The sequence below is a fragment of the Demequina sediminis genome, from assembly GCF_039545075.1.
In the GTDB taxonomy this organism is placed as follows: Bacteria; Actinomycetota; Actinomycetes; order Actinomycetales; family Demequinaceae; genus Demequina; species Demequina sediminis.
The window spans coordinates 96,512-121,052 of sequence record NZ_BAABRR010000004.1 but is presented as its reverse complement, the minus strand read 5'-3'; the positions used below and the strand labels follow the sequence as shown (position 1 = coordinate 121,052).

The 24,541-nt window shown below is 69.7% G+C and carries 20 protein-coding genes and 1 pseudogene; 8 read left to right on the top strand and 13 right to left on the bottom strand.

Going from position 1 to position 24,541, the window contains the following annotated elements:
* Window positions 1–47: 47 nt before the first annotated feature.
* From gcvP to ABEA62_RS05030, 4 genes are all read right to left on the bottom strand, one after another.
* Entirely contained in the window at window positions 48–2,930 is a 2,883-nt protein-coding gene (gcvP, locus tag ABEA62_RS05045) for an aminomethyl-transferring glycine dehydrogenase (protein WP_345378908.1), read from the bottom strand.
* Between the two features lie 101 nt (window positions 2,931–3,031).
* A complete protein-coding gene (locus ABEA62_RS05040; protein WP_345378906.1) occupies window positions 3,032–5,590 on the bottom strand; it encodes a 5'-nucleotidase C-terminal domain-containing protein in 2,559 nt (852 codons plus the stop codon).
* Between the two features lie 126 nt (window positions 5,591–5,716).
* Window positions 5,717–6,640, bottom strand: a complete 924-nt coding sequence (locus tag ABEA62_RS05035; RefSeq protein WP_286214414.1) for a lysylphosphatidylglycerol synthase transmembrane domain-containing protein — start codon at window positions 6,638–6,640, stop codon at window positions 5,717–5,719.
* On the bottom strand, window positions 6,637–7,506 hold the full coding sequence (locus tag ABEA62_RS05030) for an NAD-dependent epimerase/dehydratase family protein (RefSeq protein WP_286214415.1): 870 nt from the start codon (window positions 7,504–7,506) through the stop codon (window positions 6,637–6,639). The genes ABEA62_RS05035 and ABEA62_RS05030 overlap by 4 nt, the downstream gene beginning before the upstream one ends.
* A 32-nt stretch (window positions 7,507–7,538) precedes the next feature.
* Between ABEA62_RS05030 and ABEA62_RS05025 the strand changes: the two genes are divergently transcribed.
* Window positions 7,539–8,720, top strand: a complete 1,182-nt coding sequence (locus ABEA62_RS05025; protein WP_286214416.1) for a glycosyltransferase — start codon at window positions 7,539–7,541, stop codon at window positions 8,718–8,720.
* 10 nt (window positions 8,721–8,730) lie between these two features.
* Here the strand turns inward: ABEA62_RS05025 and rfbB are convergent, their stop codons facing one another.
* Window positions 8,731–9,723: a dTDP-glucose 4,6-dehydratase gene (gene rfbB / locus ABEA62_RS05020; protein ID WP_286214417.1), complete on the bottom strand. Its 993-nt coding sequence runs from the start codon at window positions 9,721–9,723 to the stop codon at window positions 8,731–8,733.
* Window positions 9,720–10,604, bottom strand: coding sequence for a glucose-1-phosphate thymidylyltransferase RfbA (gene rfbA / locus ABEA62_RS05015; protein ID WP_286214418.1), 885 nt, complete (start codon window positions 10,602–10,604; stop codon window positions 9,720–9,722). Before rfbA ends, rfbB begins: the two co-directional genes overlap by 4 nt.
* Window positions 10,605–10,765: 161 nt before the next feature.
* Here rfbA and ABEA62_RS05010 point away from each other — a divergent pair, with 161 nt between their 5' ends.
* Window positions 10,766–13,240, top strand: a complete 2,475-nt coding sequence (locus ABEA62_RS05010; protein WP_345378899.1) for a glycogen/starch/alpha-glucan phosphorylase — start codon at window positions 10,766–10,768, stop codon at window positions 13,238–13,240.
* Here the strand turns inward: ABEA62_RS05010 and ABEA62_RS05005 are convergent.
* Both ABEA62_RS05005 and ABEA62_RS05000 read right to left on the bottom strand, forming a co-directional pair.
* Entirely contained in the window at window positions 13,224–13,733 is a 510-nt protein-coding gene (locus tag ABEA62_RS05005) for a low molecular weight protein-tyrosine-phosphatase (protein ID WP_286214419.1), read from the bottom strand. The two genes, ABEA62_RS05010 and ABEA62_RS05005, sit on opposite strands and share 17 nt — an antisense overlap.
* A gap of 94 nt (window positions 13,734–13,827) precedes the next feature.
* Window positions 13,828–14,202: an RNA-binding S4 domain-containing protein gene (locus tag ABEA62_RS05000; protein ID WP_345378896.1), complete on the bottom strand. Its 375-nt coding sequence runs from the start codon at window positions 14,200–14,202 to the stop codon at window positions 13,828–13,830.
* A gap of 84 nt (window positions 14,203–14,286) precedes the next feature.
* On the opposite strand from ABEA62_RS05000, the gene ABEA62_RS04995 reads away from it, so the two are divergent.
* From ABEA62_RS04995 to ABEA62_RS04975, 5 genes and pseudogenes are all read left to right on the top strand, one after another.
* Window positions 14,287–14,916 (top strand): hypothetical protein, encoded by a 630-nt coding sequence (locus ABEA62_RS04995; RefSeq protein ID WP_286214420.1) that lies wholly within the window; start codon window positions 14,287–14,289, stop codon window positions 14,914–14,916.
* Window positions 14,917–14,939: 23 nt separating this feature from the next.
* Window positions 14,940–16,031, top strand: a complete 1,092-nt coding sequence (locus tag ABEA62_RS04990; RefSeq protein WP_286214424.1) for a threonine aldolase family protein — start codon at window positions 14,940–14,942, stop codon at window positions 16,029–16,031.
* Window positions 16,031–16,423: a YchJ family protein gene (locus ABEA62_RS04985; protein WP_286214425.1), complete on the top strand. Its 393-nt coding sequence runs from the start codon at window positions 16,031–16,033 to the stop codon at window positions 16,421–16,423. The genes ABEA62_RS04990 and ABEA62_RS04985 overlap by 1 nt, the downstream gene beginning before the upstream one ends.
* Window positions 16,424–16,491: 68 nt before the next feature.
* Window positions 16,492–17,685 (top strand): annotated as a pseudogene (locus ABEA62_RS04980) (anion permease); the annotation flags it as partial.
* 11 nt (window positions 17,686–17,696) lie between these two features.
* On the top strand, window positions 17,697–17,933 hold the full coding sequence (locus tag ABEA62_RS04975; RefSeq protein ID WP_286214426.1) for a hypothetical protein: 237 nt from the start codon (window positions 17,697–17,699) through the stop codon (window positions 17,931–17,933).
* Window positions 17,934–18,269: 336 nt separating this feature from the next.
* On the opposite strand, the gene ABEA62_RS04970 is transcribed toward ABEA62_RS04975, so the two are convergent.
* The 4 genes from ABEA62_RS04970 to ABEA62_RS04955 all read right to left on the bottom strand — a co-directional run bounded on the left by ABEA62_RS04970 (window position 18,270) and on the right by ABEA62_RS04955 (window position 21,393).
* Window positions 18,270–18,830, bottom strand: a complete 561-nt coding sequence (locus ABEA62_RS04970) for a hypothetical protein (RefSeq protein ID WP_286214427.1) — start codon at window positions 18,828–18,830, stop codon at window positions 18,270–18,272.
* Window positions 18,827–20,122: a hypothetical protein gene (locus ABEA62_RS04965; protein WP_345378890.1), complete on the bottom strand. Its 1,296-nt coding sequence runs from the start codon at window positions 20,120–20,122 to the stop codon at window positions 18,827–18,829. Before ABEA62_RS04965 ends, ABEA62_RS04970 begins: the two co-directional genes overlap by 4 nt.
* Entirely contained in the window at window positions 20,119–20,811 is a 693-nt protein-coding gene (locus ABEA62_RS04960; protein WP_345378888.1) for an ABC transporter ATP-binding protein, read from the bottom strand. The genes ABEA62_RS04965 and ABEA62_RS04960 overlap by 4 nt, the downstream gene beginning before the upstream one ends.
* Window positions 20,812–20,880: 69 nt before the next feature.
* Complete coding sequence (locus tag ABEA62_RS04955; RefSeq protein ID WP_286214429.1) at window positions 20,881–21,393, bottom strand: hypothetical protein; 513 nt, start codon at window positions 21,391–21,393, stop codon at window positions 20,881–20,883.
* A gap of 663 nt (window positions 21,394–22,056) precedes the next feature.
* On the opposite strand from ABEA62_RS04955, the gene ABEA62_RS04950 reads away from it, so the two are divergent.
* Window positions 22,057–23,297, top strand: a protein-coding gene (locus tag ABEA62_RS04950; RefSeq protein ID WP_425557971.1) for an IS3 family transposase whose coding sequence is annotated in 2 segments (ribosomal slippage) — window positions 22,057–22,342 and window positions 22,342–23,297 — 1,242 coding nt in all. Because the reading frame shifts where the segments join, the coding sequence is not laid out codon by codon here.
* A 28-nt stretch (window positions 23,298–23,325) separates the two neighbouring features.
* Here the strand turns inward: ABEA62_RS04950 and ABEA62_RS04945 are convergent.
* Window positions 23,326–24,387, bottom strand: a complete 1,062-nt coding sequence (locus ABEA62_RS04945; RefSeq protein ID WP_345379009.1) for an IS110 family RNA-guided transposase — start codon at window positions 24,385–24,387, stop codon at window positions 23,326–23,328.
* Between the last annotated feature and the right edge of the window lie 154 nt (window positions 24,388–24,541).

Sequence of the window (24,541 nt, the reverse complement as noted above, 5' to 3'; positions counted from 1 at the left end):
TAACTGGGGGCGCGTCGAGCATGGGTACGGGAGCCGGGCGCGGCGGCTCAGCGCTCGTGCGTGACGTCCTCATACTCGCCGAGCGGAGGGCACGCGCACACGAGATTGCGGTCGCCGTGAGCGTTGTCGATGCGTCGCACGGGCGGCCAGTACTTGTCGACCCGCAGGGCCCGCACGGGGAACGCGGCCTGCTCACGCGAATACGCCTGCGCCCACGAGTCGGCAGCGATCATCGCGACCGTGTGCGGCGCGTGCCGCAGCGCCGAGTCCTCCGCGGCGATCTCGCCGCGCTCGATCGCGGCGATCTCCTCGCGGATGGTTACCATCGCCTCGATGAACCGGTCAATCTCGCCCAGGTCCTCGGATTCGGTGGGCTCGACCATGAGCGTGCCGGCGACGGGGAAGGACATCGTGGGCGCGTGAATCCCGAAGTCGATGAGGCGCTTCGCGATGTCCTCCGCCGTGACCCCGGTGGTCGCGGTGAGCGGCCGAATGTCGAGGATGCACTCGTGTGCGACGAGCCCACCCGGCCCGCGATACAGCACGGGGAAGTGAGGCTCGAGCCGCGCGGCAACGTAGTTGGCGGCCAGCACCGCCGTCTCGGTCGCGCGACGCAGACCCTCGTGTCCCATGAGCGCGATGTACGCCCACGAGATCGGCAGGATGCCCGCCGATCCATACGGCGCGGCCGACACGGGTGCGCCGGTGCGCGCGAGCTCGGCGGGCGACTGCACGGGCGCATCCGATCCGGGCAGGAACGGCACCAGGTGCTGAGCGACGGCGACGGGTCCCACGCCGGGACCGCCCCCACCGTGAGGGATGCAGAACGTCTTGTGCAGATTGAGGTGCGAGACGTCTCCGCCGAAGTGGCCGGGCTTCGCGATGCCCACGAGCGCGTTGAGGTTCGCGCCGTCGATGTAGACCTGCCCACCGGCCTCGTGCACCGCGGCACACACCTCGCCCACGTGCTCCTCGAACACGCCATGGGTCGAGGGATAGGTGATCATGATGCAGCTCACGCGACCCTCATGTGCCGCGAGCTTCGCGCGCAGGTCGACAAGGTCCACCTCGCCATCGGCCGCGGTGGCCACCACGACCACGCGCATGCCCGCGAGCACCGCGGAGGCGGCGTTGGTGCCATGGGCCGATGCCGGGATGAGGCACACGTCCCTCTCGCCCTGGCCTTGGGCCAGGTGGTAGCCGCGGATCGCGAGCAGGCCGGCGTACTCGCCGCGCGAGCCGGCATTGGGCTGCACGGACACCGCCGCGTACCCGGTGATGTCCGCGAGCCATCCCTCGAGCTGAGCGATCATCTCGCGGTAGCCGGCGGTCTGCTCGGCAGGCGCGAACGGGTGGATCTGCGCAAACTCGGGCCAGCTCACCGCGGCCATCTCGACAGCCGAGTTGAGCTTCATCGTGCACGACCCCAACGGGATCATGGTGCGGTCCAGCGCGAGGTCGCGGTCGGCGAGGCGGCGCATGTACCTCATGAGCGCGGTCTCGGACCGGTGTGCGTGGAAGACGGGGTGTGTGAGGTAGTCGGACGTGCGGCGCATCCTCACCGGGATGGTCACGGTGGGTCCGGTGTAGACGCGCCAGGGGGCGGGCTTGTCGAGCGCCGCCTCGACGATCGTCGTGAGGATCTCAGGGGTGGTGCGCTCGTCGCACGCGATCGCGACGGAGTCGGCGTCGAGGCGACGGATGTTGATGCCGCGCGCGGCCACGCGCGCGATCACCGAGTCTGCTCCGCGAGGGACGTCGAGCACCACGGTGTCGAAGAAGTGCTCGTGGCGGATCGCGACGCCGCGCGCGCGGAGCGCATCGGCGAGCGTCGCCGCCATCGTGTGCACCTGCAGCGCGATCTCTCGCAGCCCCTCGGGCCCGTGATAGACCGCGTAGAAGCCGGCGACGATCGCAAGCAGCGCCTGCGCGGTGCAGATGTTCGAGGTCGCCTTGTCGCGGCGAATGTGCTGCTCGCGCGTCTGCAGCGCGAGGCGGTACGCGACGTCGCCGTCCGCGTCGACCGAGACCCCGACCAGTCGACCGGGAAGCTGGCGCTCGAGCCCCTCGCGCACCGCGATGAAGGCAGCGTGGGGGCCGCCGAAGAACATCGGCACACCGAAGCGCTGCGCCGAGCCCACCGCGATGTCGGCTCCCAGTTCCCCTGGCGCCTTGACCACACACAGCGACAGGAGGTCCGCGGCGACCGTGACCAGGCCCCCGGCGGCGTGGGCGGCTTCGATGACCGGCGTCACGTCGCGCACGAGTCCCGACTGCCCGGGCTGCTGAATCACCACGCCCACGAGGTCGCCAGGGGCCTGCCAGCCGTCCCCGAGGTCGTGCACCTCGAGAGGCAGCCCGATCGCCTCCGCCTGCGCGCTCACCACGGCGATCGTTTGGGGCAGGCATTCCGAGTCGAGGACGATCCTGCCGCCCTCGCGACCGCGGACAGCCCGGCGCATGAGCAGCATGGCCTCGGCGACGGCCGTGGCCTCGTCGAGCAACGATGCGCCGGCGACGGGCAGTGCCGTGAGGTCCGACACCAACGTCTGGAAGTTGAGCATCGCCTCGAGGCGGCCCTGCGAGATCTCGGCCTGATAGGGCGTGTAGGCGGTGTACCACGCGGGGTTCTCGAGCACTCCACGCTGAATCGCCATGGGCGTCACCGTGTCGGAGTAGCCCTGGCCGATCATCGACACCGCGACCGTGTTGCGCCCTGCCATCGTCCGCAGCGCCGCGAGCACCTCTTGCTCCGTGCGCGGCTCGGGCAGCACCACGACGTCGTCGAGGCGGATCGCGGCGGGCACCGCCGCGTCGATGAGCGCGTCGAGGGAGGGCTGCCCCACCGCGGCCAGCATCGTCTCGAGGGCCGGCGCGTCGGGACCGATATGGCGGTCGGCGAAGGAGGTCACCGGCCCATTGTTGCGCATCGTGCCAGCGTGGCGAGGGAGGATGTGGCGCACTCCACCCCAGACGCGACGGCGGGGCCGGGCCGTGAGGCCCGACCCCGCCATCGTGCGGGTGCCGCGAACTAGGCGATCCAGCCCTCGGCGAAGCGGTACAGGAACGCCGCGATCGCGTCGCGCTTGATCTTCGCCGTGGCACGGAAGGTGCCGTCCGACCAGCCCTGCGTGATGCCCTCCGAGGCGAGCCACTCGATCTCCACGTAGTAGGCGGAGGTCTCGGGGGTCACGTCCGAGAACGTCGGCTCCGCCGGCGGCTCGAACTCGGGCTCTCCCGCGAGGCGGTAGAGGAACGCCGCCACCGCGTCACGGCTGATCTTGGCCGTGGGGCGGAAGGTGCCGTCCGGGTAGCCCGTCGTGATGCCCTGAGCCGCGAGCCACTCGATCTCCGTGTAGAACTCGGTCGACTCGGGAGTCACGTCCGAGAACGTCGGCTCCGCCGGCGGCTCGAACTCGGGCTCTCCCGCGAGGCGGTAGATGAACGCCGCGAGCGCGTCGCGTCCCGCGAGGGCGAGCGGGCGGAACTCGACGGTGCCGTCGGGCAGCGTCCACCCCTGCGAGATGTTCTCGCGCGCGAGCCACTGGATGGACTCGGCGTGCTCGCTGTACTCGGGCGAGGCCGGGTCGGTCGAGATGTCGCCGAACTCCACGATGTCGATGACGATCGGGAAGATCGTGCCCGTCGTGTCGCCCTCGACCACCAGGATCTGCTCGCCGGTCACGCCAGCGGGCAGCTCGAAGGCGAGGGTCGCCTTGCCGTGCTCGTCGAACGTGTCGGTCGGCAGCGCGTTGTCCACCGGGAACGTGCCGAGCTCCTCACCCTGGAGCGTCACGGTCACCGTCGAGTCGACCAGGTCGCCCGGGCCGGTCATCGCGAGCGAGCTCAGGTCGAGGTCGACCATCCCGCCCTCGTAGGGGGTGAGGTCGCCCGAGACGCCGATGGCGTGCTGGGCGTAGTCGGTGCCGAGCGAGCCGTTCTCCGCGAGGTAGTCGACCATCGCGTTGAGGTCGACGCGGCCCGAGTCGGCACGGTCGGTGCCCTCGGCGAACGTGGTGAAGTTGTCGCCACCCGCCGCGAGGAAGGAGTTGACGGCCACGGTGACGGTGTCGGTGGGCTCGATGAAGTCCTCCCCGACCCACATCTGCGTGATCGTGCGGCCCGTCGGGTCGTAGGTGTAGCCGAATCCCTCGGAGGTTCCCAGTCGCAGGAAGGGCCGGGACGAGCCGGCGGGCTGCCACTGCTCCTCGAGGACCTCCGCGAGCTGGACGCCGGTGAGCGTCATGGTCACGAGCGTGTTGGCGAAGGGCTGCGCGCCCGCCGCCTGCTTGTAGGTGACGTCGCTCGGGTAGTCGCCGGTGCCGTTGGCCACGCCGAGCATGTCGCCGCGCAGTCCGCCCGGGTTCATGAACGCGATCTCGGCGCCGTTGCCCGCCGTGGCCCACCGCTGGACCTCAGCGATGGCGTTGCCCAGCGTCGACTCCGCTCCACGCGTGGAACCCGTCGCACCGGACGCGGTCCGCGCGCGGTACAGCGGCATCTCGAGCTCGCCGAGCACCTCGGCGCCCAGGATGTCGGCCTCGGCGGTCGCATCGGCGACCATCTGGGCGACCTCGGGGTCCTGCGGATACACGGCCGCGCCGCCGACCCACAGGTCGACAATCTCGGTCGACAAGCCCACGACGTCGCCCGTGACATCGTCGACCTCGAAGACCAGGCGGTTGACGTTCATGCCGTACTGACCGGAGGAGACCACCGGACGCTCGGTGACCGCGCGGCCCTCGGTGATCCACTCGGCCACCGGCACACGGTGGTCGTACGCGAGGTGCGTGTGGCCGGAGACCACGGCGTCGATGCTCGGGTCGAGTTCGGCGAGCATCGCACCGAAGTCGTTCGACGTGTCGACCGCGTCCGCGTAAGCGGTGGTCGGGGCACCCTCGTGCACCAGCAGCACGATGAGGTCCGCGCCCGCCTCCTCGAGGTCGGCGGCGCTGCGGTTTGCGGCGACTGCCTCCTCCTCGAAGGTGAGGTTGGCCACGCCGTCGGGCGACACGAGCGAGGGGGTCTCGTCGGTCACGACACCCACGAAGCCCACCTCGACGTCGCCGAAGTCCTGAATCCAGGTCTCGGGCAGCGCGGGGTCACCCGAACCCACGAGGCGCACGTTCGCTCCCAGGTACTTCCACTCGGCGCCGCCCAGCGGGTTGGTCTCCGCGTCGAAGGGGGCCATCACGCGCGAGATCAGGTCGTCGTAGCCGCCGTCGAACTCGTGGTTACCCACCGCGGAGACGTCCAGACCAGCGGCGTTGAGCGCGTCGATCGTGGGCTTGTCCTTGGCGATGAAGCTCTCGAACGTCGACGCGCCGATCAGGTCGCCTGCGGCAACGAACACCGAGTTGGCGTAGTCCTCCTCCAGGTCGGCGATCGCGGTCGCCAGTGACGCGGCACCTGCGGCCTCGCCAAAGGAGTCCGGCAGGATGCGGCCGTGGAAGTCGTTGATGCCCAGGATCTGGACCTCGGTGGTGGCGGGCTCCTCGGCAGCCTGCGCGGGTACTGCGAGTGCGGTCGCCATGAGTCCGACCGCGCCGGCGGCCCCCATGGCTAGCGCCCGCGACGCGGGACGATTCATGCTGTCTCTCCTTTGGTGACGGTGACGGCCGGCGTTGTGGCACGGCGCGCCTCTTCGCAACCTAGACCCCAGGGCGACGTCGCGCAGGGGGAGACGGAGAGTCTTCACCCAATCCTTACTCGCGCGTTACATGTCCGTCACATCAACATTGTGATCCGCCCGGTTTCGACGCCTGAGGGCCCCGATCACCAAGCCGACGCCAAGCCCTGTCACGTCCGCGAGGGTCATGAGGAACCGGCTGATGAGCGCGAGGCTGAGCGCCGCCCCCTGTGTCGCCACGGACTGGAGCGCGAGCACCAGCGCTGCTTCGCGCGCCCCTGCACCCGCAGGAGCAATGACCACGACGAAGCCCACGAGCCACGCGAAGGCAAACGCCCCCGTCGCCAGGATGAGGTCGGTGCCCGGAGCGAGCTCCCGCAGCAGCAGCCACGCGTGCGCGCCCAGCACCAGCCACTGCACCACGTTGAGCCCCACCGCGGCGAGCAGGGGCCGCGCGCCGATCCGCACGGGCTGCTCGGTCCGGCGGGTGATCCGGAAGGCCACTCCGACGATCCGCACGAGCACGGCCGGCACGAGGCACGCCGCGAGGCCCGCCGCCACCACGATCACCCACCAGTACTCCGCGAGCGCCCCCGGCACCGAGATGATGAGCCCCACCGTGCCGACGATCGCCGCGGTGACCGCACCGACCACCATCGCAACCAGCGAGCCGGTCATCGCCCGCGCTCGGCTCACGCCGTGGTCGCGCGCGAACTCGGCCTGCGCGATGACCGGCCACACGGAGCCGGGGACGTACTTGCCGATCTGAGAGAGCAGGAAGACGCGCAGCGCCTCGGGGACGGTCGCATCGAGACCCACCGCGCGCATCACCTCACGCCACGCCAGTGCCGCGAGCACGAGTGCGACGAGCGTGAGCGCGAAGGCGCCCGCGATCGCGCCCCACGTGAGGGAGCGCCATGCGGCCGTGACGTCATCCCAGGTGGACACGAGGGCCCACGCGAGGAGGGCGGTGGCGACGGCGAGGAAGACCCAGCGGAGCGCTTGCTTCATGAGACTCTCGCGCTCCACATGCGGGCGATCCCGTCCTCGAGCTCGACGCGAGCGCGCCAACCGAGCGACTCATGCGCGAGGGACATGTCGAGCCACGTCGAGGCGGGGTCGATCGCGCGCGGGTCGACCATCTCGATCACCGCGTCACGCGGCGCGGCCGTGTCGCGCACGAGTCCCGCGAGGTCGCCGAGGCGGGTGGGGTGCCCCGATCCGAGGTTGAGGACCGTGGGCGCATCGGGACGCTCGACGATTGCCGCGACGGCGTCCGCGATGTCGTCGACATAGATGAAGTCTCGCTGCGCGTCGCCGGTTCCGAACAGGCGAATCGGCTCTCCCGCGAGCACCGCGTCCATCCAGATCGCAAGGACACCCTGGCCTCCGTTGCCCTGCTGGCCCGGGCCGTACGCGTTCGCGAGGCGCACGAGCGTCGCGGGCACGCCGGCGGCATGGACGATGTCCTCTTGAGCGAGCTTGTACGCACCGTACGCGTTGGCCGGATGGGGCACGTCGCCCTCCCGGAAGGGAGGACGCAGGGGCGGGCCATAGACCGCGCCGCCCGACGACAGCAGCACGAGGCGTGGGCTGCGCGGCTGCGCGGCCAGCGCCTCCACACATGCGGCGAACTCGGCGAGATCGGACTCGACCAGGTCGGGTCGCTGCTGCGCGAGCGCCGGCGTGAGCGACCCCGCCGCCCACACGACCGTGTGGACCTGCGCGGCATCGTCCGCCCACACGCCGTCCGACAGAAGCGGATTCTCCCTGGTGAAACGCGCCACCGCGTGGCCCCGGCGCTCGAGTTCCCGAGAGATCGGGCCGCCAAGGAAGCCCCGCGCTCCCACCACGGCCACGTCGTATGATTTGCGCAACCGTCGTGTCCTTTCAGATTGGATCTCATCCTATGGCCTCCCGGCGCCTGCTCATCTTGACGTCGACGATGCCGGCGAGAGAGGGCGACGGGACCCCGGCATTCGTCGCGGACCTGTCCGCTCAGCTTGCCCAGGACTTCGAGGTGCGCATCCTCGCGCCCGCGGTTCCCGGTGCTCCGGCGCGCACGCGACTCGACGATCGCGTCGAGGTCATCCGCTACCGCTACTTCCCGCGCCGTTGGGAGGACCTCGCCGACGGCGCGATTCTGGAGAACGTGCGCGCCAAGCGTTCACGCCTCATGCAGGTGCCCCCGCTGCTCGCCGGCCTCGCCTGGGCGGTGCGCTCGCAGGTGAGGGAGTTCCGGCCCGATGCCATCCACGCGCATTGGGTGATCCCGCAGGGAGTGGTCGCGACCGGCGTGGCCCGCTCCGTGCCGCTGGTCATCACGACGCTCGGAGGAGACCTCTATGCGCTCGAGAACGGAGCGGCGACGGCCCTCAAGCGCCGGGCGCTCCGGCACGCGCGTGCGGTCACCGTGATGAACGAAGACATGAGGGAGCGCGCCATCGCTTTGGGCGCCGACCCCGCCACCACGCATGTGATGCCCATGGGCGCGCGGCTGGCGACGCTCGAGGCCACGACCGCGCGCGAGGTCGCGCCGCCGTCGCGCAGGCATCCGGTGCGGGTCCTCGCCGTGGGTCGATTGGTCGAGAAGAAGGGCTTCGACGTCCTCCTGGCCGCGCTGCGGGCCGCCCAGTCGCGGCTTGAGCTCGTGATCGTGGGCGATGGCCCCGAGCGAGCCACACTCGAGGCGGCCGCGGCGGGTCTGCCAGTGAAGTTCTTGGGACAGTTGGGCCGCGCGGAACTCAACGCGCAGTACGATCAGGCGGCGATCGCGGTGTTCCCCTCCCGCCGCGCATCGACGGGCGACCAGGACGGGCTGCCCGTCGCGATGCTCGAGGCCATGGGAGCCGGCTGCGCCGTGATCGCCTCGGACCTGCCCGGACTCAACGAGGCGATCGAGGAGGGCCACTCGGGCGCCTTGGTGCCGCCTGGTGACGTCGCCGCGCTCGCCCGCACCATCGAGGTGGTCGCGGAGGACGCGGAACTGCGCGCCTCACTCGGCGCGGCGGCGCGTGAGCGTGCCCAGACCTACTCGATTGACGCGGTGGGCGCGGGTTACCGCGCCCTGTTCCACGGCATCGTCTCCTAACGCGGCGGCGCTACCGACCCAGGCGCTGGTACCGCAACTCGGTCTCGAGCTTCTGCGCGCGCCACCACGGCTCGTGCTCGCGGTACCAGTCGACGGTCGCGACGAGCCCGGCGCGCAGGTCGCGGTGCTCGGGCTCCCACCCGAGTTCGTCACGCAACAACGAGGCGTCGATCGCGTAGCGGAGGTCGTGGCCCGGCCGGTCGGGCACGTGGTCAAAGTCATCCGCCTCGCGGCCCATGATCTCGAGCAGCGTGGAGATCACGGTCCGGTTGTCCATCTCGCCATCGGCCCCGATGAGGTACGTCTGGCCGATCTTGCCGCGCTCGAGGATCGCCCACACCGCGCGGTTGTGGTCGTCGACGTGAATCCAGTCGCGCACGTTGAGGCCCGCGCCATACAGCTTGGCGCGACCGCCGTCGAGGAGCGTCGTGATCTGGCGCGGGATGAACTTCTCGACATGCTGGTACGGACCGTAGTTGTTCGAGCAGTTCGAGAGCGTCGCCTCGAGGCCAAAGGAGCGCACCCACGCGCGGACGAGCAGGTCCGCACCCGCCTTGGTCGACGAGTACGGCGAGCTCGGGTTGTACGGAGTGTCGGGCGTGAATCGCTCGGGCGTGCCGAGCGGCAGGTCGCCAAAGACCTCGTCCGTGCTGATGTGGTGGAAGCGCACCCCGTGCCGGCGCGCCGCCTCGAGCAGGTGGAAGGTGCCCACGATGTTGGTGTGCACAAACGGCCATGGCTCGTCGAGCGAGTTGTCGTTGTGCGACTCCGCGGCGAAGTGCACCACGGCATCGGCATCGCGCACCAGCGAGTCGACCACCTCGGGGTCCGCGACGTCTCCCTTCACCAGCGTGACGCGCGGGTCCTCCGGCAACGACGCCGAGTTTCCCGCGTAGGTGAGCAGATCGAGGACGGTGACATCGACGTCGGGGCGCTCCGCGAGAGTGAGGCGCACGAAGTTCGCACCGATGAACCCGGCACCACCGGTGACCAGCAGCCTCATGAAGGCTCTCCCTTCGCGTCCTGGTCCAGCAAGGTCAGGAGGTAGTCGCCGTAGCCCGACTTCGTGAGCGCCTCCGCGCGCTCGCGGAGGTCGGCGTCCGTCAAGAAGCCCCTGCGCCACGCGATCTCTTCCGGCGATCCGATCTTGAGCCCCTGACGACGCTCGACCGCGTGCACGAACTGGCTGGCCTCGAGCAGCGACTCGAACGTCCCGGTGTCGAGCCATGCGGTGCCACGCGGAAGCACCTCGACCTGAAGGAGGCCGCGCTCCAGATAGTGACGGTTGATGTCCGTGATCTCGTACTCGCCGCGAGGCGAGGGGCTGATCGACCGCGCGATCTCCACGACCTCGTTGTCATAGAAGTACAGACCCGGCACCGCGAAGTGAGAGCGCGGGTGCTCGGGCTTTTCCTCAAGTGACAGCGCGCGCCCGTCCGCGTCGAACTCGACCACGCCGTACGCGCGCGGGTCCGCGACGCGGTACGCGAAGATCGCGCCGCCCTTGATCTCCTCAAAGCGCTGCAGGTGCAGGCCCAGTCCCGGCCCGTAGAAGATGTTGTCGCCGAGGACAAGTGCGACCGGCTGGTCGCCGATGAAGTCGGCACCGATCACGAAGGCCTGGGCCAGTCCGTTCGGCTCGGGCTGCTCGGCGTACTCGAGGGTGATGCCAAAGCGCGACCCGTCGCCCAGCAGACGCTGGAACTGAGGAAGGTCGTGCGGAGTCGAGATGATGAGCACCTCGCGGATGCCCGCGAGCAGCAGGGTCGACAACGGGTAGTAGATCATCGGCTTGTCGTAGACCGGGACCAGCTGCTTCGAGATCCCCATGGTGATGGGGTGCAGGCGCGTGCCGGAGCCGCCCGCGAGAATGATTCCGCGCATGGGGGCCATTGTGCCGTGTAGCGTGTGGGTTAGGCCAGCCGCGAGCGCGGCGGCGGCGCGCCACGTGCCGAACCCCCTCCTTCGAGACGCGTCGCGCACGATGCGTGCGCCTAGGACGAAGGTGCGCGACGACTCCCCATGCAAGCGCGTACATTGTCCTCGTGATCGAGAACACGCCCCCCGTGGCCGCCCGTGAGCACACCGTCGAGAGCTTCACCCGCGAGTTCCTGCGCGAACTCAACTTCGGCCAGGGCGTCGACCTGGACCGAGCATCGGCCAACGACAAGTACCTCGCGCTGTCGCGCACCGTGCGTCACTACCTCACCACCCGGTGGCTCGAGACGCTGCGCAACCAGTACCGCGACCAGGCGAAGACCGTCGCGTATCTGTCCGCGGAGTTCCTGCTGGGGCCCCAGCTCGAGAACGCGATGCTCGCGGCCGATCTCGATGAGATCGCGAACGAGTCGCTGCGCGCGCTGGGCGTCGACCTCGACGAGCTGCGCGCCCTCGAGATCGAGCCCGGCCTGGGCAACGGCGGCCTGGGCCGCCTCGCGGCATGCTTCATCGATTCCCTCGCAACCCTCAACGTGCCGTCCGTCGGCTACGGCATCCGCTACGAGTACGGCATCTTCCGTCAGACCTTCGAGGACGGCGCTCAGGTCGAGAAGCCGGACACGTGGCTGCGCCTGGGATCGCCGTGGGAGCTGCCGCACCCCGAGCACGCGGTCGAGGTCTCCTTTGGAGGCCACACGGTCGAGGCCGAGGGCGGCAACGATGGCGCGCGCACCTGGGTGCCCGACTGGCGTGTCGCCGCGGTGCCCTACAACTACATGGTGCCCGGCTACCGCAACGGACGCGTCAACACGCTGCGCCTGTGGAGCGCGCGCGCGACGCACGAGTTCGACCTGCAGATCTTCAACGCCGGCGACTACGCCGAGGCCGTGCGCGCACGCACGTTCGCGGAGAACATCTCCAAGGTGCTCTACCCCGAGGACTCCACGCCGCAGGGCAAGGAACTGCGCCTGCAGCAGCAGTACTTCTTTGTCGCGGCCTCGCTGCGCGACTTCCTCGAGACGGTGCTTCCCGCGGACTTCGACCTGCACCGCCTCCCCGACCGCATCACGTGGCAGCTCAACGACACGCACCCGGTGATCGCGGTGCCCGAGCTCATGCGCATCCTCGTCGACGAGCGCGGGTGGGACTGGGCCGATGCCTGGGCCGTGACCCAGAAGGTGTTCGCCTACACGTGCCACACGCTCCTGCCCGAGGCGCTCGAGGTGTGGTCCGTCGACCTGCTGGGCCGCCTGCTGCCGCGCCACCTCGAGATCATCTACCGGATCAACGAGGAGTTCATCGAGGAGGTGCGCGCCGCGTTCCCCGGGGACGAGCTGCGCGTGCGGCGCATGTCGATCATCGCGGAGCAGCCCGAGCGTGCGGTGCGCATGGCACACCTCGCGACCGTCGCGGGCTTCAAGGTCAACGGCGTCGCGGAGCTGCACTCGCAGCTGCTCGCGGACAAGGTGCTGCACGACTTCGCGCAGATGTGGCCGGGCAAGTTCACCAACGTCACCAACGGCGTGACCCCCCGTCGCTTCGTGCGCCTCGCGAACCCGGGGTTGTCGGGGCTCATCACCGAGGCGATCGGCGACGGCTGGATCACCGACCTCGAGCAGCTGCGGGGCCTCGAGCCGCTCGCGGACGACGCCGAGTTCCGCCGCCGCTTCCGCGAGATCAAGGCCGCCAACAAGCGCCACTTCGCGGACGTGCTCCTCGCGCGTGACGGCATCGAGATCGCGGGAGACGCGATGGTCGACGCGATGGTCAAGCGCCTGCACGAGTACAAGCGACAGAGCCTCAAGCTGCTGCACATCGTGTCGCTCTACGAGGGCATCACCTCGGGACGCATCCCGCTCGACGCGGTCACCCCACGTACGTTCGTGTTCGGCGCCAAGGCCGCGCCGGGATACGTGCGCGCCAAGGAGACCATCGCGCTCATCAACGCGGTGGGTGCCACGATCAACGCGGACGCCTCGCTCCAGGGCCGACTCAAGGTCGCCTTCCCCGCGAACTACAACGTGACGCTCGCGGAGGACCTCGTGCCCGCCGCGGACCTGTCCGAGCAGATCTCGCTCGCGGGCAAGGAGGCGTCGGGCACGGGCAACATGAAGTTCGCGCTCAACGGCGCCCTCACGGTGGGCACCGACGACGGCGCGAACGTCGAGATCCGCAAGCTCGTGGGCGACGAGAACTTCTTCCTCTTCGGCATGACCGAGCCCGAGGCGGCGGACCTGTCCGCACGCGGCTACGATCCCGGCGCGTACTACGAGTCCGACCCCCAGCTGAAGGCCGCGCTCGACCTGCTCGCCTCCGGCGTGTTCACGGGCGGAGAGCGCGGCGGCGCGGTGGCGTCGATCTTCGCGAGCCTCACCGAGCGCGACCGCTTCATGGCGCTCGCGGACTTCCGCTCGTACATGGACGCGCAGTCGCGCGTGGACGCCGCGTACGCGGACCACGAGGCGTGGAGCCGCTCCGCGGTGCTCAACGTCGCGCGCACCGGCTTCTTCAGCTCGGACCGCTCGATCCAGGACTACCTGGACCGGATCTGGGGGGCGCGTCCCGTCACGCAGAACCGCTAGCGAGGCGTGCGCGGTCCGCGAGCGCCTCGCGCACGTGGGCGAGGATCCCGTCGACTCCCGCCTCGACCTGCGCGAGCGTCACCCGGAAGTCCTCGGAGGTGCCGTACCAGGGGTCGTCGATGTCGAGCGCCGGGCCCTGTGCCGCGGGGTCGAACTCGCGGTACAGGCGGATGGGCGCCTCCGGATCGAGTGACCGGAGCCGGCGCGCGTGGGCCGAGGTCATGGCAAGGACGAGATCGCTCGCGCCCAGGTCCGCGCGCGTGACTTGCCGTGCGGCCCTGCGAGGCACCTGGTAACCGGCCTCCCGGAGCACCGCGGCGGCGCGCCGGTCGAGCGGCCTGCCGTGCTCCTCATCGCTCACGCCGGTGGAGGTCACCTCGACGCGGTCGCCGAGGCCAGCCTCCGCAAGCCGCGCCTTGAGGACCACCTCCGCCATGGGAGAGCGGCAGATGTTGCCGGTGCAGACGGTCATGATGCGAAGCGGTGAGGGCATGCCTCCATGATGCCAAGGCCCGCGCGGGCGGAGCGCCGGCACCGACACCCGGCACCGGCCCCGGCACCGGCCCCGGCACCGGCCGGGGCCCCCGCTAGACCCCCGACCGCCCCCGCAGCCTGTCGATCTGCCTGCGCTCGCGCTTGGTGGGCCGTCCGGCACCCCGCTCGCGCTGGCCGAACGGCGACGCGAGCTCCTTGGGCGGAGGGGGAGGGCTGTGATCGATGTACGCGGCCGCCGCTACGGGCGCGCCCACGCGCTTGGCGAGCAGCTGCGTCACCTCGACGATCCGCACGCGCTCTCCGCCACGCACCTCAACCCTGTCGCCGGCGCTCACCCGCACCGCGGGCTTGGCGCGCTCGTCGTTGACGCGCACGTGCCCCGCCCGACAGGCGGCGGTGGCCTGCGAGCGCGTCTTGTACAGGCGCACGGCCCACACCCACGCGTCCACCCGCACCGACTCAGCCACCCGCCGAGCCTACGCCGGACGCGCCGCCTCACCCGCGCATCGTCCCCTCCCACGCCGCCGCCGCTGCGCCCGTACGCTGGGGGAATGCAGACCGTCATCGAGATCATCGGCTGGGTCGGATCGATCCTCATCGTGTGGTCGCTCACGCAGGCGCGGGTGCTGCGGTTCCGGTGGATGAACTTTGCCGGCTCGGTGATCGCGACCGCCTACAACGTGCTGTTCGAGATCTGGCCGTTCGCGGCGATGAACGGCGCGATCGTCATCATCAACGCGTACTGGCTCACCCGCCTGTATCGCGAGCGCCACGACACCGACGTCTACAAGGTGCTCGCGGTGGGCCCCGAGGACCCGTTCCTTCAGCACGTGCTCGCGACGCATGCGCAGGACATCGCGGCGCATCAGCCCAGCTTCGCCGCGCGGGCGATGTCGCAGGACGGCAGGCGCGCGACCTTTCTCATCACGAGGGGCGACGAGGCCGTCGGCGTGGTCGCCGTGCGCAACGAGGGCGCGGGCACGGGACTGGTCGAGCTCGACTGGGTCAAGCCGAGATTCCGCGACTTCACGCCGGGCGAGTTCGTCTATCGTGACTCGGGGGCGCTCAAGCAGGCCGGCTTCCGTCGCGTCGAGATCGACACGCACGAGGCGCTTGACCGCGAGTACCTGCGGCGCATGGGATTCCAGACCCGCGGCACGCGCTGGGTCCGCGAACTGTAGCGCCGGCGTGCCATGATCCTGAGGTGAACCAGGTCCACTTCGCCTCCGACAACTACGCGTCCGTCCACCCCGAGGTGATCGCCGCGATCATCGCCGCGAACGGCGGCCACGACGTCGCGTATGGGGCGGACGCCGCCACCGCGGCCTTCGACGCCGCGATCGCCGCGACCTTCGGCGAGCATGCGCTCGGCTTCCCGGTCTTCAACGGCACGGGAGCGAACATCGTCTCGCTCATGGCCATCAGCCCGCGGTGGGGCGGCGTGGTGGCCTCGGAGCACGCTCACATCCACGTCGACGAGAACGGCGCCCCCGAGCGCGTGGGCGGCCTCAAGGTGCTGACCCTGCCGTCCACGGATGGCCGGCTGCGCCCCGCGCAACTCGAGCGCTACCTGGGAGACTTGGGCGACGAGCACCGCGCGCAGCCCGTGGTGCTGTCCATCACCCAGTCGACGGAGCTGGGGACGGTGTACAGCCTCGAGGATCAGCGCGCGCTCGCCGATGCCGCGCACGCCCTGGGCATGCGCGTGCACCTGGATGGCGCGCGCCTCGCGAATGCGGCCGCGGCGCTGGGCGTGTCGCTCTCGCAGGCCGCGGCCGGCGCCGACATCCTCAGCCTGGGCGGCACCAAGAACGGGGCGATGCTGGGCGAGGCCGTCGTGGTGCTCGCTCCCGACCTGCGCGACACGCTCGCGCACGACATCCCTTACCTGCGCAAGCAGACCATGCAGTTGGGTTCGAAGATGCGCTACGTCTCGGCGCAGCTCACGGCGCTGCTCACCTCGACGGACGCGGCGGGCGACCCCCTGTGGCTGCGCAATGCGCGCCACGCGAACGCGATGGCCGCACGGCTGAGGGCGACCCTCGCCCCGCTCGCGGCCGCGGGCGAGATCCGCTTCACGCAGAAGACCGAGGCCAACGCCGTGTTCGTCGAGCTCCCACGCGCCGCCGCCGACGCGGTGCGCGAGCGCTTCCGCTTCTACGACTGGCAGCCCGGCGCCGCCCCCGACACCGTCGAGGCGCGCTGGATGTGCGCATGGGACACGGGGGACGATGACGTGGATGGCTTCGCGGCCGCGGTCGCCGAGGCGCTGGGCCGGCCGGGCGGGACGCGCTGATGGCGGCCCTGTGCCCGTGCGGAAGCGGCGCATCGTTCCCCGACTGCTGCCGCCCGTACCTGCGCGGCGAGGCCGACGCCCCCACCGCGGAGGCCCTCATGCGGTCGCGCTACTGCGCCTTCGTGCGCCGCGACGCGGCGCATCTCGCGCGCACCTGGCACCCGTCTACGCGCCCGCTCGACCTGGAGTCGGAGTTCGAGGATGTGCAATGGCGCGCGCTCGAGGTGCTGTCCGCCACAGGCGGCGGTGAGGACGACGACACCGGGACGGTCACCTTCGTCGCGCACTACGCGACGGGCGCGATCTCGATGGGCGCGCACCGTGAGACGAGCCGGTTTATGCGGGTCGACGGGCGCTGGCTCTACGTCGACGGGGACGTCACCGCGTCCTGACGGAAGCCTTGTGACCCTATGCCCACGCGAGAACTCCGCGGAGGCCCCACAATAGTGCGGCGACCGAGCCCCTCCTCCTCGCGGTTGTTGTCGCGACCGCTCTCGCGTTCGACTTCACCAACGGCTTCCACGACACCGGCAACGCGATGGCAACCTCGATCGCCACGCGGGCCCTCAAGCCCAAGCAGGCGGTGCTGCTGTCCGCATCCCTCAATCTCGTGGGAGCGTTCCTCTCGCTCGCCGTGGCCGCCACGATCGCCAAGGGAATCGTCGATGCCGGGGTGGTCACTCTCGACGTGGTGCTCGCCGGACTGGTGGGCGGAATCGTGTGGAACCTGGTGACGTGGCTGTTCGGGATCCCGTCCAGCTCCTCGCATGCGCTGATCGGCGGCGTGGTGGGAGCCGTGCTGGCCGCGGCCGGCACCGGCGGCGTGCAGTGGGCCGGCGTGGTGGGCAAGGTGCTCATCCCCGCGCTCGTGGCGCCGCTGGTCGCGATCCTGGTGGGATCGGTCGCGACGTGGCTGGTCGCCCGGATCACTCGCGACGTCCCGCAGGAGACCAACGACCGGCTGTTCCGGTGGGGCCAGATCGGGTCCGCGTCGTTGGTTTCGCTCGCGCACGGCACGAATGACGCGCAGAAGTCGATGGGCATCATCCTGCTCGCGCTGATCGCGGCGGGCGCCGTGCCCGCGGACTCCGGAGTGCCGTTCTGGGTGATCCTGTCGTGCGCGCTCGTCATGGCGATCGGCACCTATCTGGGTGGCTGGCGCGTGATTCGCACGCTGGGCAAAGGCCTCGTGGAGCTGGAGTCGCGGCAGGGCATGGCCGCCGAGACGTCATCGGCCGCGGTGATCCTGCTGTCGAGCCACTTCGGCTACTCGCTGTCGACCACCCATGTCGCGACCGGCTCGATCCTGGGTTCCGGCGTGGGCATGCGTGGTGCGCAGGTGCGCTGGTCGGTCGCGGGCCGGATGTTCCTGGCCTGGCTCATCACCGTTCCCGCCGCGGCCGTGGTGGGCGCCGCCGCGTACGGGCTGGACGTGCTCGTGGGCGGCACCGCAGGGTCCTACGTGGTGTTCGCCGCGCTCGTGGTCATCGCATGGGTGATCTGGGCATGGTCGCGCCGCCACCCGGTGGGACACCACAACGTCAACGACGACTGGGAGCCGGCGGACGACAACGAGTCGATCCTGGCCGAGTCGGTCGTCGATCACGATCCTTCGCTCATGACGGTCCCCGCGGACCGTGAGCGCGAGCTGTAGGGGGCACGGTCATGGGTGAATTCGTCGAGTGGGGCGCCCTCGCCAACGTGGTCCTCATGGGACTCGTGGTGGGCGCCGGCCTGCCCACGCTCTTCGCGCTGGGAGTGCGGGCCCTCGCGGGGCCCGGTGCGCGCGATGTCGATGGCCGGGTGCTGCCCGCGCGCAGGCTGGCCTCAGCGGCGTGTTTCGGAGTGGTGGTGCTCGCGATCGTCGGGGCGATCGCCTACATCGCGGCGGGCGGTCACTAGCCTCCGCGTCCCTTGACCCGGCACGCGCGCCAGTTCCGAGACCACCCGCGTGCCGAGCAGCGCCGACCGGGATCGCGGGCGGTCTCCCGAAGAGCCTGCGATCGGGGCCGCGGTGCGACCGACGCGCGCGTCAGGACGATGCCCGGGCCGGGGATGCAAGAAGGCCCCCGAGGTCTCTCGGGGGCCTTCTCCTGTGGTCGGCTGTACGGAATGGCCCTGGACCTGGGGCGCCACCCAAGGTCGGATGTCCGTCTCTCGCGGCCGGTCGAACGATCTCCCGCGGGTCGGCACACGGCAGCGGCGCCCGGCCGCAGTCCGATCCTCGGCAGCCGCCATTTAGCGATACCACCTGGCGTCGCGGGCGCGCGCGAGGACCCCGGCCACGCCCGCGCACAGGAACAGCGCCGCGATCCACGTCACCTCCGTCGCGTGACCGGCGAGCCACAGCTCGACCTGCCCGCGACCCAGGTTGTTCGCGGCCTCGAGGACGAGTCCCACGAGGAGTACCGGCATCCACGCCAGCCGCGCATCGATGGCGGCGGCGACCGCACCAATGCTGAGGAGAAGCACCCACGCGACGTGCTCCGAGGTCCGTCGCGCTGCCACGAGCAGCGGCGCGTACGCACCGAAGGAAAGCGCCAAGCCGATGCCGACCGTCAGCGCCTGCACCACCACAGGCCTTCGCAACGACGCCGCGTATGAGTCCCACGGAGAACGGATCGCGACGCTGAAGAGGAGCGCGCTCACCATCACCACGAGCCAGCTCGCCGGAATGCCCTGAGGAAGCACGGGCGTGTCGAGCAACGCTCCCTGCGACAGGTGCCCAACGACCGCGGCGACCGCCGCAGCGACGACGAGTGGGACGAGGCGCGCGGCCTTCAGTGCGACCCGGATCACGGCAGCACTGCCGGAAGCTGGGAGGCATCGCACGCGGCGAGGGCCCGGTACAGCGACGGAATCGCGACGCTGATCTCCCCCCAGCCGATCCCCGCATCCCGGGCGTCCCAAGCCGCTTCGGCCGCCGATTCGTCCGAACCGAACGTGACGCGTGCGCGCACCCACTCGTCGACGTAGGCGCTCGCGGTGAGGATGCGCTCGCCATCGGCGCTTGGAATGTCGGAGAAGTAGGCCTCGCACGCGGCGGGCCGAGAAAGCGTCAACGCCACGGCGTCGATGCCGGGAGACCCGTCGTCCTCCAGGTAGGCGGGGTCGACGGCCCACAACCCGACGTCGGGATCAGGCTCGCTGATGGCGCGATCGTCGACATACCGCGTCGGCGCGACGATTCCCCACTCGACTAGCGACGCGAATGTCTGATCTATCTTGCTCGCCGAGCGCTGAGCGGCCGCAGGCGGCTCCGAGGTGCAATATTGCGTCGCCGCACCGACGCACGACAGGTCCGGCTCCGACCCCACAATTCCGTTGCTCCCAGGGTCCTGCATCCCGGCGGCGACGGCGAGCACGACCGCTCCGCCCCCGCCCATCACCATTGCCGCTCGCCAGGGCGAGCGCCGCAGGCCTCGTGGCAGGCCGAACGTGCGCCACACGGCAATGCCTGCGGCCACGAAGAGAAGCAACCCCGCGCACTTGAGCCACACGAGCACGCCGTCGAGGCTCGTGTACGGCGTCCACGCAGGGAACCCGAGGGTAACGATGAACCTGCGGTACGGACCGTAGTTCTCCGCGAGGACCGCCAGGCAGAAGTAGCCGAACCCCGCCGCGGCCGGAATCCACAAGCGCGGCACGAGCATGCCCGCGGTGACGCCGACTGCCGCAGCGAACAGGATCACCACGATGGGGTGAGCCAGCATGGTGAGGCTCACCTCGATCGACGCTCCGTTCCTCTTCGTCATCGCCACCGCAACCACGCAACCGACGAGCCATGCCAGCAGCGCGCTCGCCCCGTGCGCCAGCCACAACGCGCCCGCCGAACGGTGCGCGCGCAGAGTTTGCAGCAGGTCGTCGCGCCACTGACCGTGATGGAACCGCCACGCGTCGAACGCCGTGGCACCGACGATCAGCGGCGTGGTCAGCAGCAACGCGCCTGAGACCCAGTTCACCGCCGCCAAGCTCGACTGCGTCCACGTGTCGCGGCTCGAGGCGACATATGCCTCGACCGCGATGTAGGGAAGAAGCATCCACAGCGCGCTCGACCGCCGCGCGGTGAAGCCCACGAGTCCTGCGCTCATGGCACCTTCGCGGCGTCGACGACGGCGAGGAAGGCGTCCTCGAGCGCGCGTGGCGACGCGCTGTCGGGAGCCAGCGTGCGCAGCTGCTCTGTGGTGCCGTCGAACACGACGCGCCCCCTATGAAGCACCACCACGCGCGAGCAGATGGTTGCCACGTCTTCGATGAGGTGGCTGCTCATAACAAGCTCATGGTCGAGGCCTGCGACAAGGTCAAGGATCTCGCGCCGATGCTGCGGGTCGAGACCAGTGGTGGGCTCGTCAAGCAGGAGCACCTCAGGGTCGAGGGCGATCGCTTGCGCGAGCGCGATCCGCCTATGCATGCCTCCCGAGAGCGTTCGAATACGTGTACCGACGCGGTCTGCAAGACCCACATCCACGAGCGCCATGTGCGCGGCCCGGGTGGCATCACGCCAACGCGCGCCTCGCATCCACGTGAGATAGGCGACCGCTTCGAGCGCGGTCAGGTGCGATGGGAGGGCGAGGCTCTGCGGCATGAGCGCGACCCTGCGAAGTGCGACACGGCGCGAGGCTCGGCTGTACAGCGACGCACCGCCGATGGCGGCGTCGCCGCTCGTGGGCTTGAGCGCACCGCCTGCGACGGAGAGCAGGGTGGTCTTCCCCGCACCGTTCACCCCGACCAGACCGATGCGCTCCCCGGCCACCGCGATGCTCACAGCGTCGAGCGCCACCACACCTCCATACGTATGGGCAACGCCCGACACCGTGAGCATGTGCTTCCTATCCTTCTGCGGCAGCCGTCAGTGGCTGAACGTGAGCGACGTGGTCTTGCACGGGTCAGCGCGTAGGACTCCTCGATCCTCGCAGATCCGCACGTCGACGACGTGCGACTGTCCCAGCAGATCCTCGGTGAGATCCGTGCCCACCACCGTCTTCGTGACGTCCGTCTGGCGGGTCCAGGCCGCCGAGGAGGTCGCCTTGGTGCGCACGCGCTCGACGTTGTAGTTGTTGAAGTAGCCCAGGAGGTTGCCCGAAATGCCGTACTCCCTGGCGAAGTAGTCGGTGTCGACCTTGGTGAACACGCCGTTACCGTTCGACCTCGTGTCACGCTGGTAGGCGGAGTCATACTCGAACGTCTGCCACGTTTTTGGGACGATCTCGCCCCGAGCCTGGGCGAGGTTCGCACCATCCTCGCTGAGGGTCAACGGCGAGGTCGCCGTCGCGAACGCTACCGCGTTCGCAACGGTGCCGCCGCCGAAGATCACGAGGCATGCCGTCGATACGGCAATGCCCACACGCAGGTTTCTCTTCACGCTGACTTGCTCCTTCGTCAATCCGCTCATCCTCGAGCGGGCCGACCCCCCCCAGTAGGGCCTGCGAGGCACAAGATAGCGACCCGGGAGCTGGGAGGCAATAGCGACATAGGTTCCTCTCGAGAGCGCATCCCTCCTGCTATCTCACGAGTACGGCGAGTTGCAAGCCCCCACTTCTGGGGTGCTGTCGCATGGAGGGCGACCCTCCGGAACCGAGTAGCGCGACTCGCTTCCGGACCCGCCGGAGCCGGAGGCGAAAGCATGCCCGGAACCGGCCAAGACAGCCCTCGACCCCAGCCACGGCTACCAACGCAAAAACGGGTGAACCCCCATCACTGGGGGTTCACCCGTTCACGATGTCGTGAGACATCACATGGTGGCCGGTTCGGGCAATTCCGTCGGCCCTGGTAGGCCGCCCGTATCAAGCGGGGCGGATGTCCGTTTCCCACAGCGGTCGGCGCGATTTCCCACGGAGCGCGGCCGCGCAAGGCTGCGACCAGGCGGGGTCCGCGTACGGTGCGGCCGCGCCGTCGACAGAGCGCAATCCGCGTACGGGCGCGGAGTCAGCCTCTTCTCGAGCAGACCCGGACGCGCCACTTCCCACGCCAATGACCGAACAGCGATCTGAATCGGTCTGAGTTTTGTTCCGTCCTATCGACAAGGATGGAACCCATGACTCGTTACACCCCGGAGATGCGTGAGCGCGCGCTGAGGATGCTCGCGGAGGCGTTGCCGGATCACCCGAACTTGTGGAGCGCGGTGCGGCACGTCGCCGGGCTGCTGGGGATGAGCCCCGAGACGCTCCGCGTGTGGCATCGCCGCCTCGAGGTCGACGCCGGCGTTAAGCCTGGCGTGCCCAGCGATGCGGCCGAGGAGATCAAGCGCCTCAAGCGTGAGAACGCCGAGCTGCGCAAGGCCAACGAGATCCTCAAAGCCGCGAGCGTGTTTTTCGCCAAGGAGCTCGACCGCCCCTGACCGACATGATCCGGTTCATAGACGAACATCGGGATCAGTTCGGGGTTGAGCTCATCTGCCGCGTCCTCAGACGGGCAGTCCATGGCTTCCTCACGTCGCGTGGCTACCGCGCAGCAAAGACGCGCACGCCGTCGGCACGGCAACTGCGTGACGACCTGCTCATCCCCGAGGTCGCCCGCCTGCACGCAGAGAACTACGGCGTGTACGGGCGTCGCAAGATGCACGCGCTGATGCGCCGGCAAGGATGGGACATCGGACGCGACCAGACCGAACGCCTCATGCGCGCCGCCGGCGTGCGCGGCGTGAAGAAGTCCAAGCGCGTCTTCACGACCAAGAGCGATCCGAAGGCGGCGCTGCCGCGGGACCTCGTCAATCGGCACTTCGCGGCCGACGCGCCACGGCGGCTATGGGTCGCTGACATCACCTACGTCGCGACGTGGTCCGGCTTCGCCTACGTCGCGTTCGTCACTGACGTCTTCTCACGCAGGATCGTGGGCTGGACCGTCGCGTCGACCCTGAAGGCCGAGATCCTGCCCTTGCAGGCGCTCGACATGGCCGCGTGGGACGCCGGCGGCGACCTGAGCGGGCTGACGCATCACTCGGACCACGGCTCGAACTACATGGCGATGGTCTACACCGACCGCGTCGTCGAGCTCGGCGCGAAGCCCTCGACGGGAACCGTGGGCGACAGCTACGACAACGCCCTCGCCGAGGCGATCAACAACCTCTACAAGACCGAGCTGATCCGCCAGCGCGGCCCCTGGCGAACCGTCGAGCAGGTCGAGCTCGCGACCCTTGCGTACGTGTGGTGGTGGAACAACCAGCGCCTGCACGGCGAGCTCGGGATGCGGACACCACTCGAGGTCGAAGAGGCCTACTACGCTGACCTCGAATCACCCCAGCCGGTACCTGCCGGACAGGGAAACTGAGCGGAACGAAACTCAGGATGCTTCTATGTCATGTCAAGGCCTCGGAGTGGTGGAGTTGCCGGTAGACCTGTCGGGCGATGTATCGCTTGAGGCAGCGGCGGATCTCCTTGGTCGATAGTCCCTCGGCGCGGCGTCGTTCGACGTAGGCGCGGGTGGGCTCGTGGTGGGACATCCGTGTCAGCGTGATCGAGGACAGTGCTCGGTTGAGGCGGCGGTCGCCGCCGCGGTTGAGGCGATGGCGGTTGGTGTTTCCGGAGGACGCTGGAAGCGGGCTCGTGCCCGATAGGACCGCGAACGCCGCTTCGGAACGGATGCGGCCGTCGTGCGACCACGCGGCGATCAAGACCGCGGCGTTGATCGGGCCGATGCCGGGAAGTTCGAGCAGGTGAGCGCCGTCGCTGGCCGCCACGAGCGCGGTGATCTGCTCGCGGTTGGCCGCGAGTTCGACATCGCAGGCGAGGACGTGCCGAGCGAGCCGGGTTGCCTCGTATCGTGCTGTGGCGATCGCGAGGCCCTCGCTACGGGTGCGCCAACCGGCGATAGTTTCGAACTGGGTGCGGCTCAGCGAACGACGGGCGTCGATACCGAGGTCGACCGTGCGCACGAGCGCGGTGAGGGCGTTGATCGCGCGAGTGCGTTCGGTGTTCATCAACTCGCGGGCGCTGACTAGGACGCGCAAAGCCCCTCGTACACCTGTGTCGTCGCGTGGATCGCGCAGTCGGTCGATGTCGGCCCCGAGGACGGAGCGGGCGATGAGCTCGGCATCGATGTCGTCGCTCTTGCCCCGGCCGTGGCGCGCTGCCGCGGGCGTGGCGAAGGGTTCGACGACGCGATAGCCGCCGTCATGACAAGCGCGCGCCAGGCGGGCACCGTATGAGCCGATGCCCTCGATGACGACGAGCGTCGAGGCGGGTGTCGTGGTGCGCTTGGCGATCCAGTTCACCGCGCGCGCCATCCCGGCGTTCGTGGCGGGGAACGTATCCGACGCGGTCCTCGCGCCGGTGGTTGCGTCAATGATCGCGAGGGTATGCGTGCGGGCGTGGGTGTCGGCCCCGATGACGAAGCCGACCTCGTTTGCGACGATAGACATGGTGTGCGTGATCCTTTCCGTGGGTGACGTCACTGTCGTCGGCGTCGACCCGGGAGAGATCACTTCGAGGCAGGCCTGTAATGGGTCACGACCGCTGCAACGGTCGGGCAAGCTTCTGATCAAGCCATCGGAGTGGGCCGGGTCGGCGTCGGCA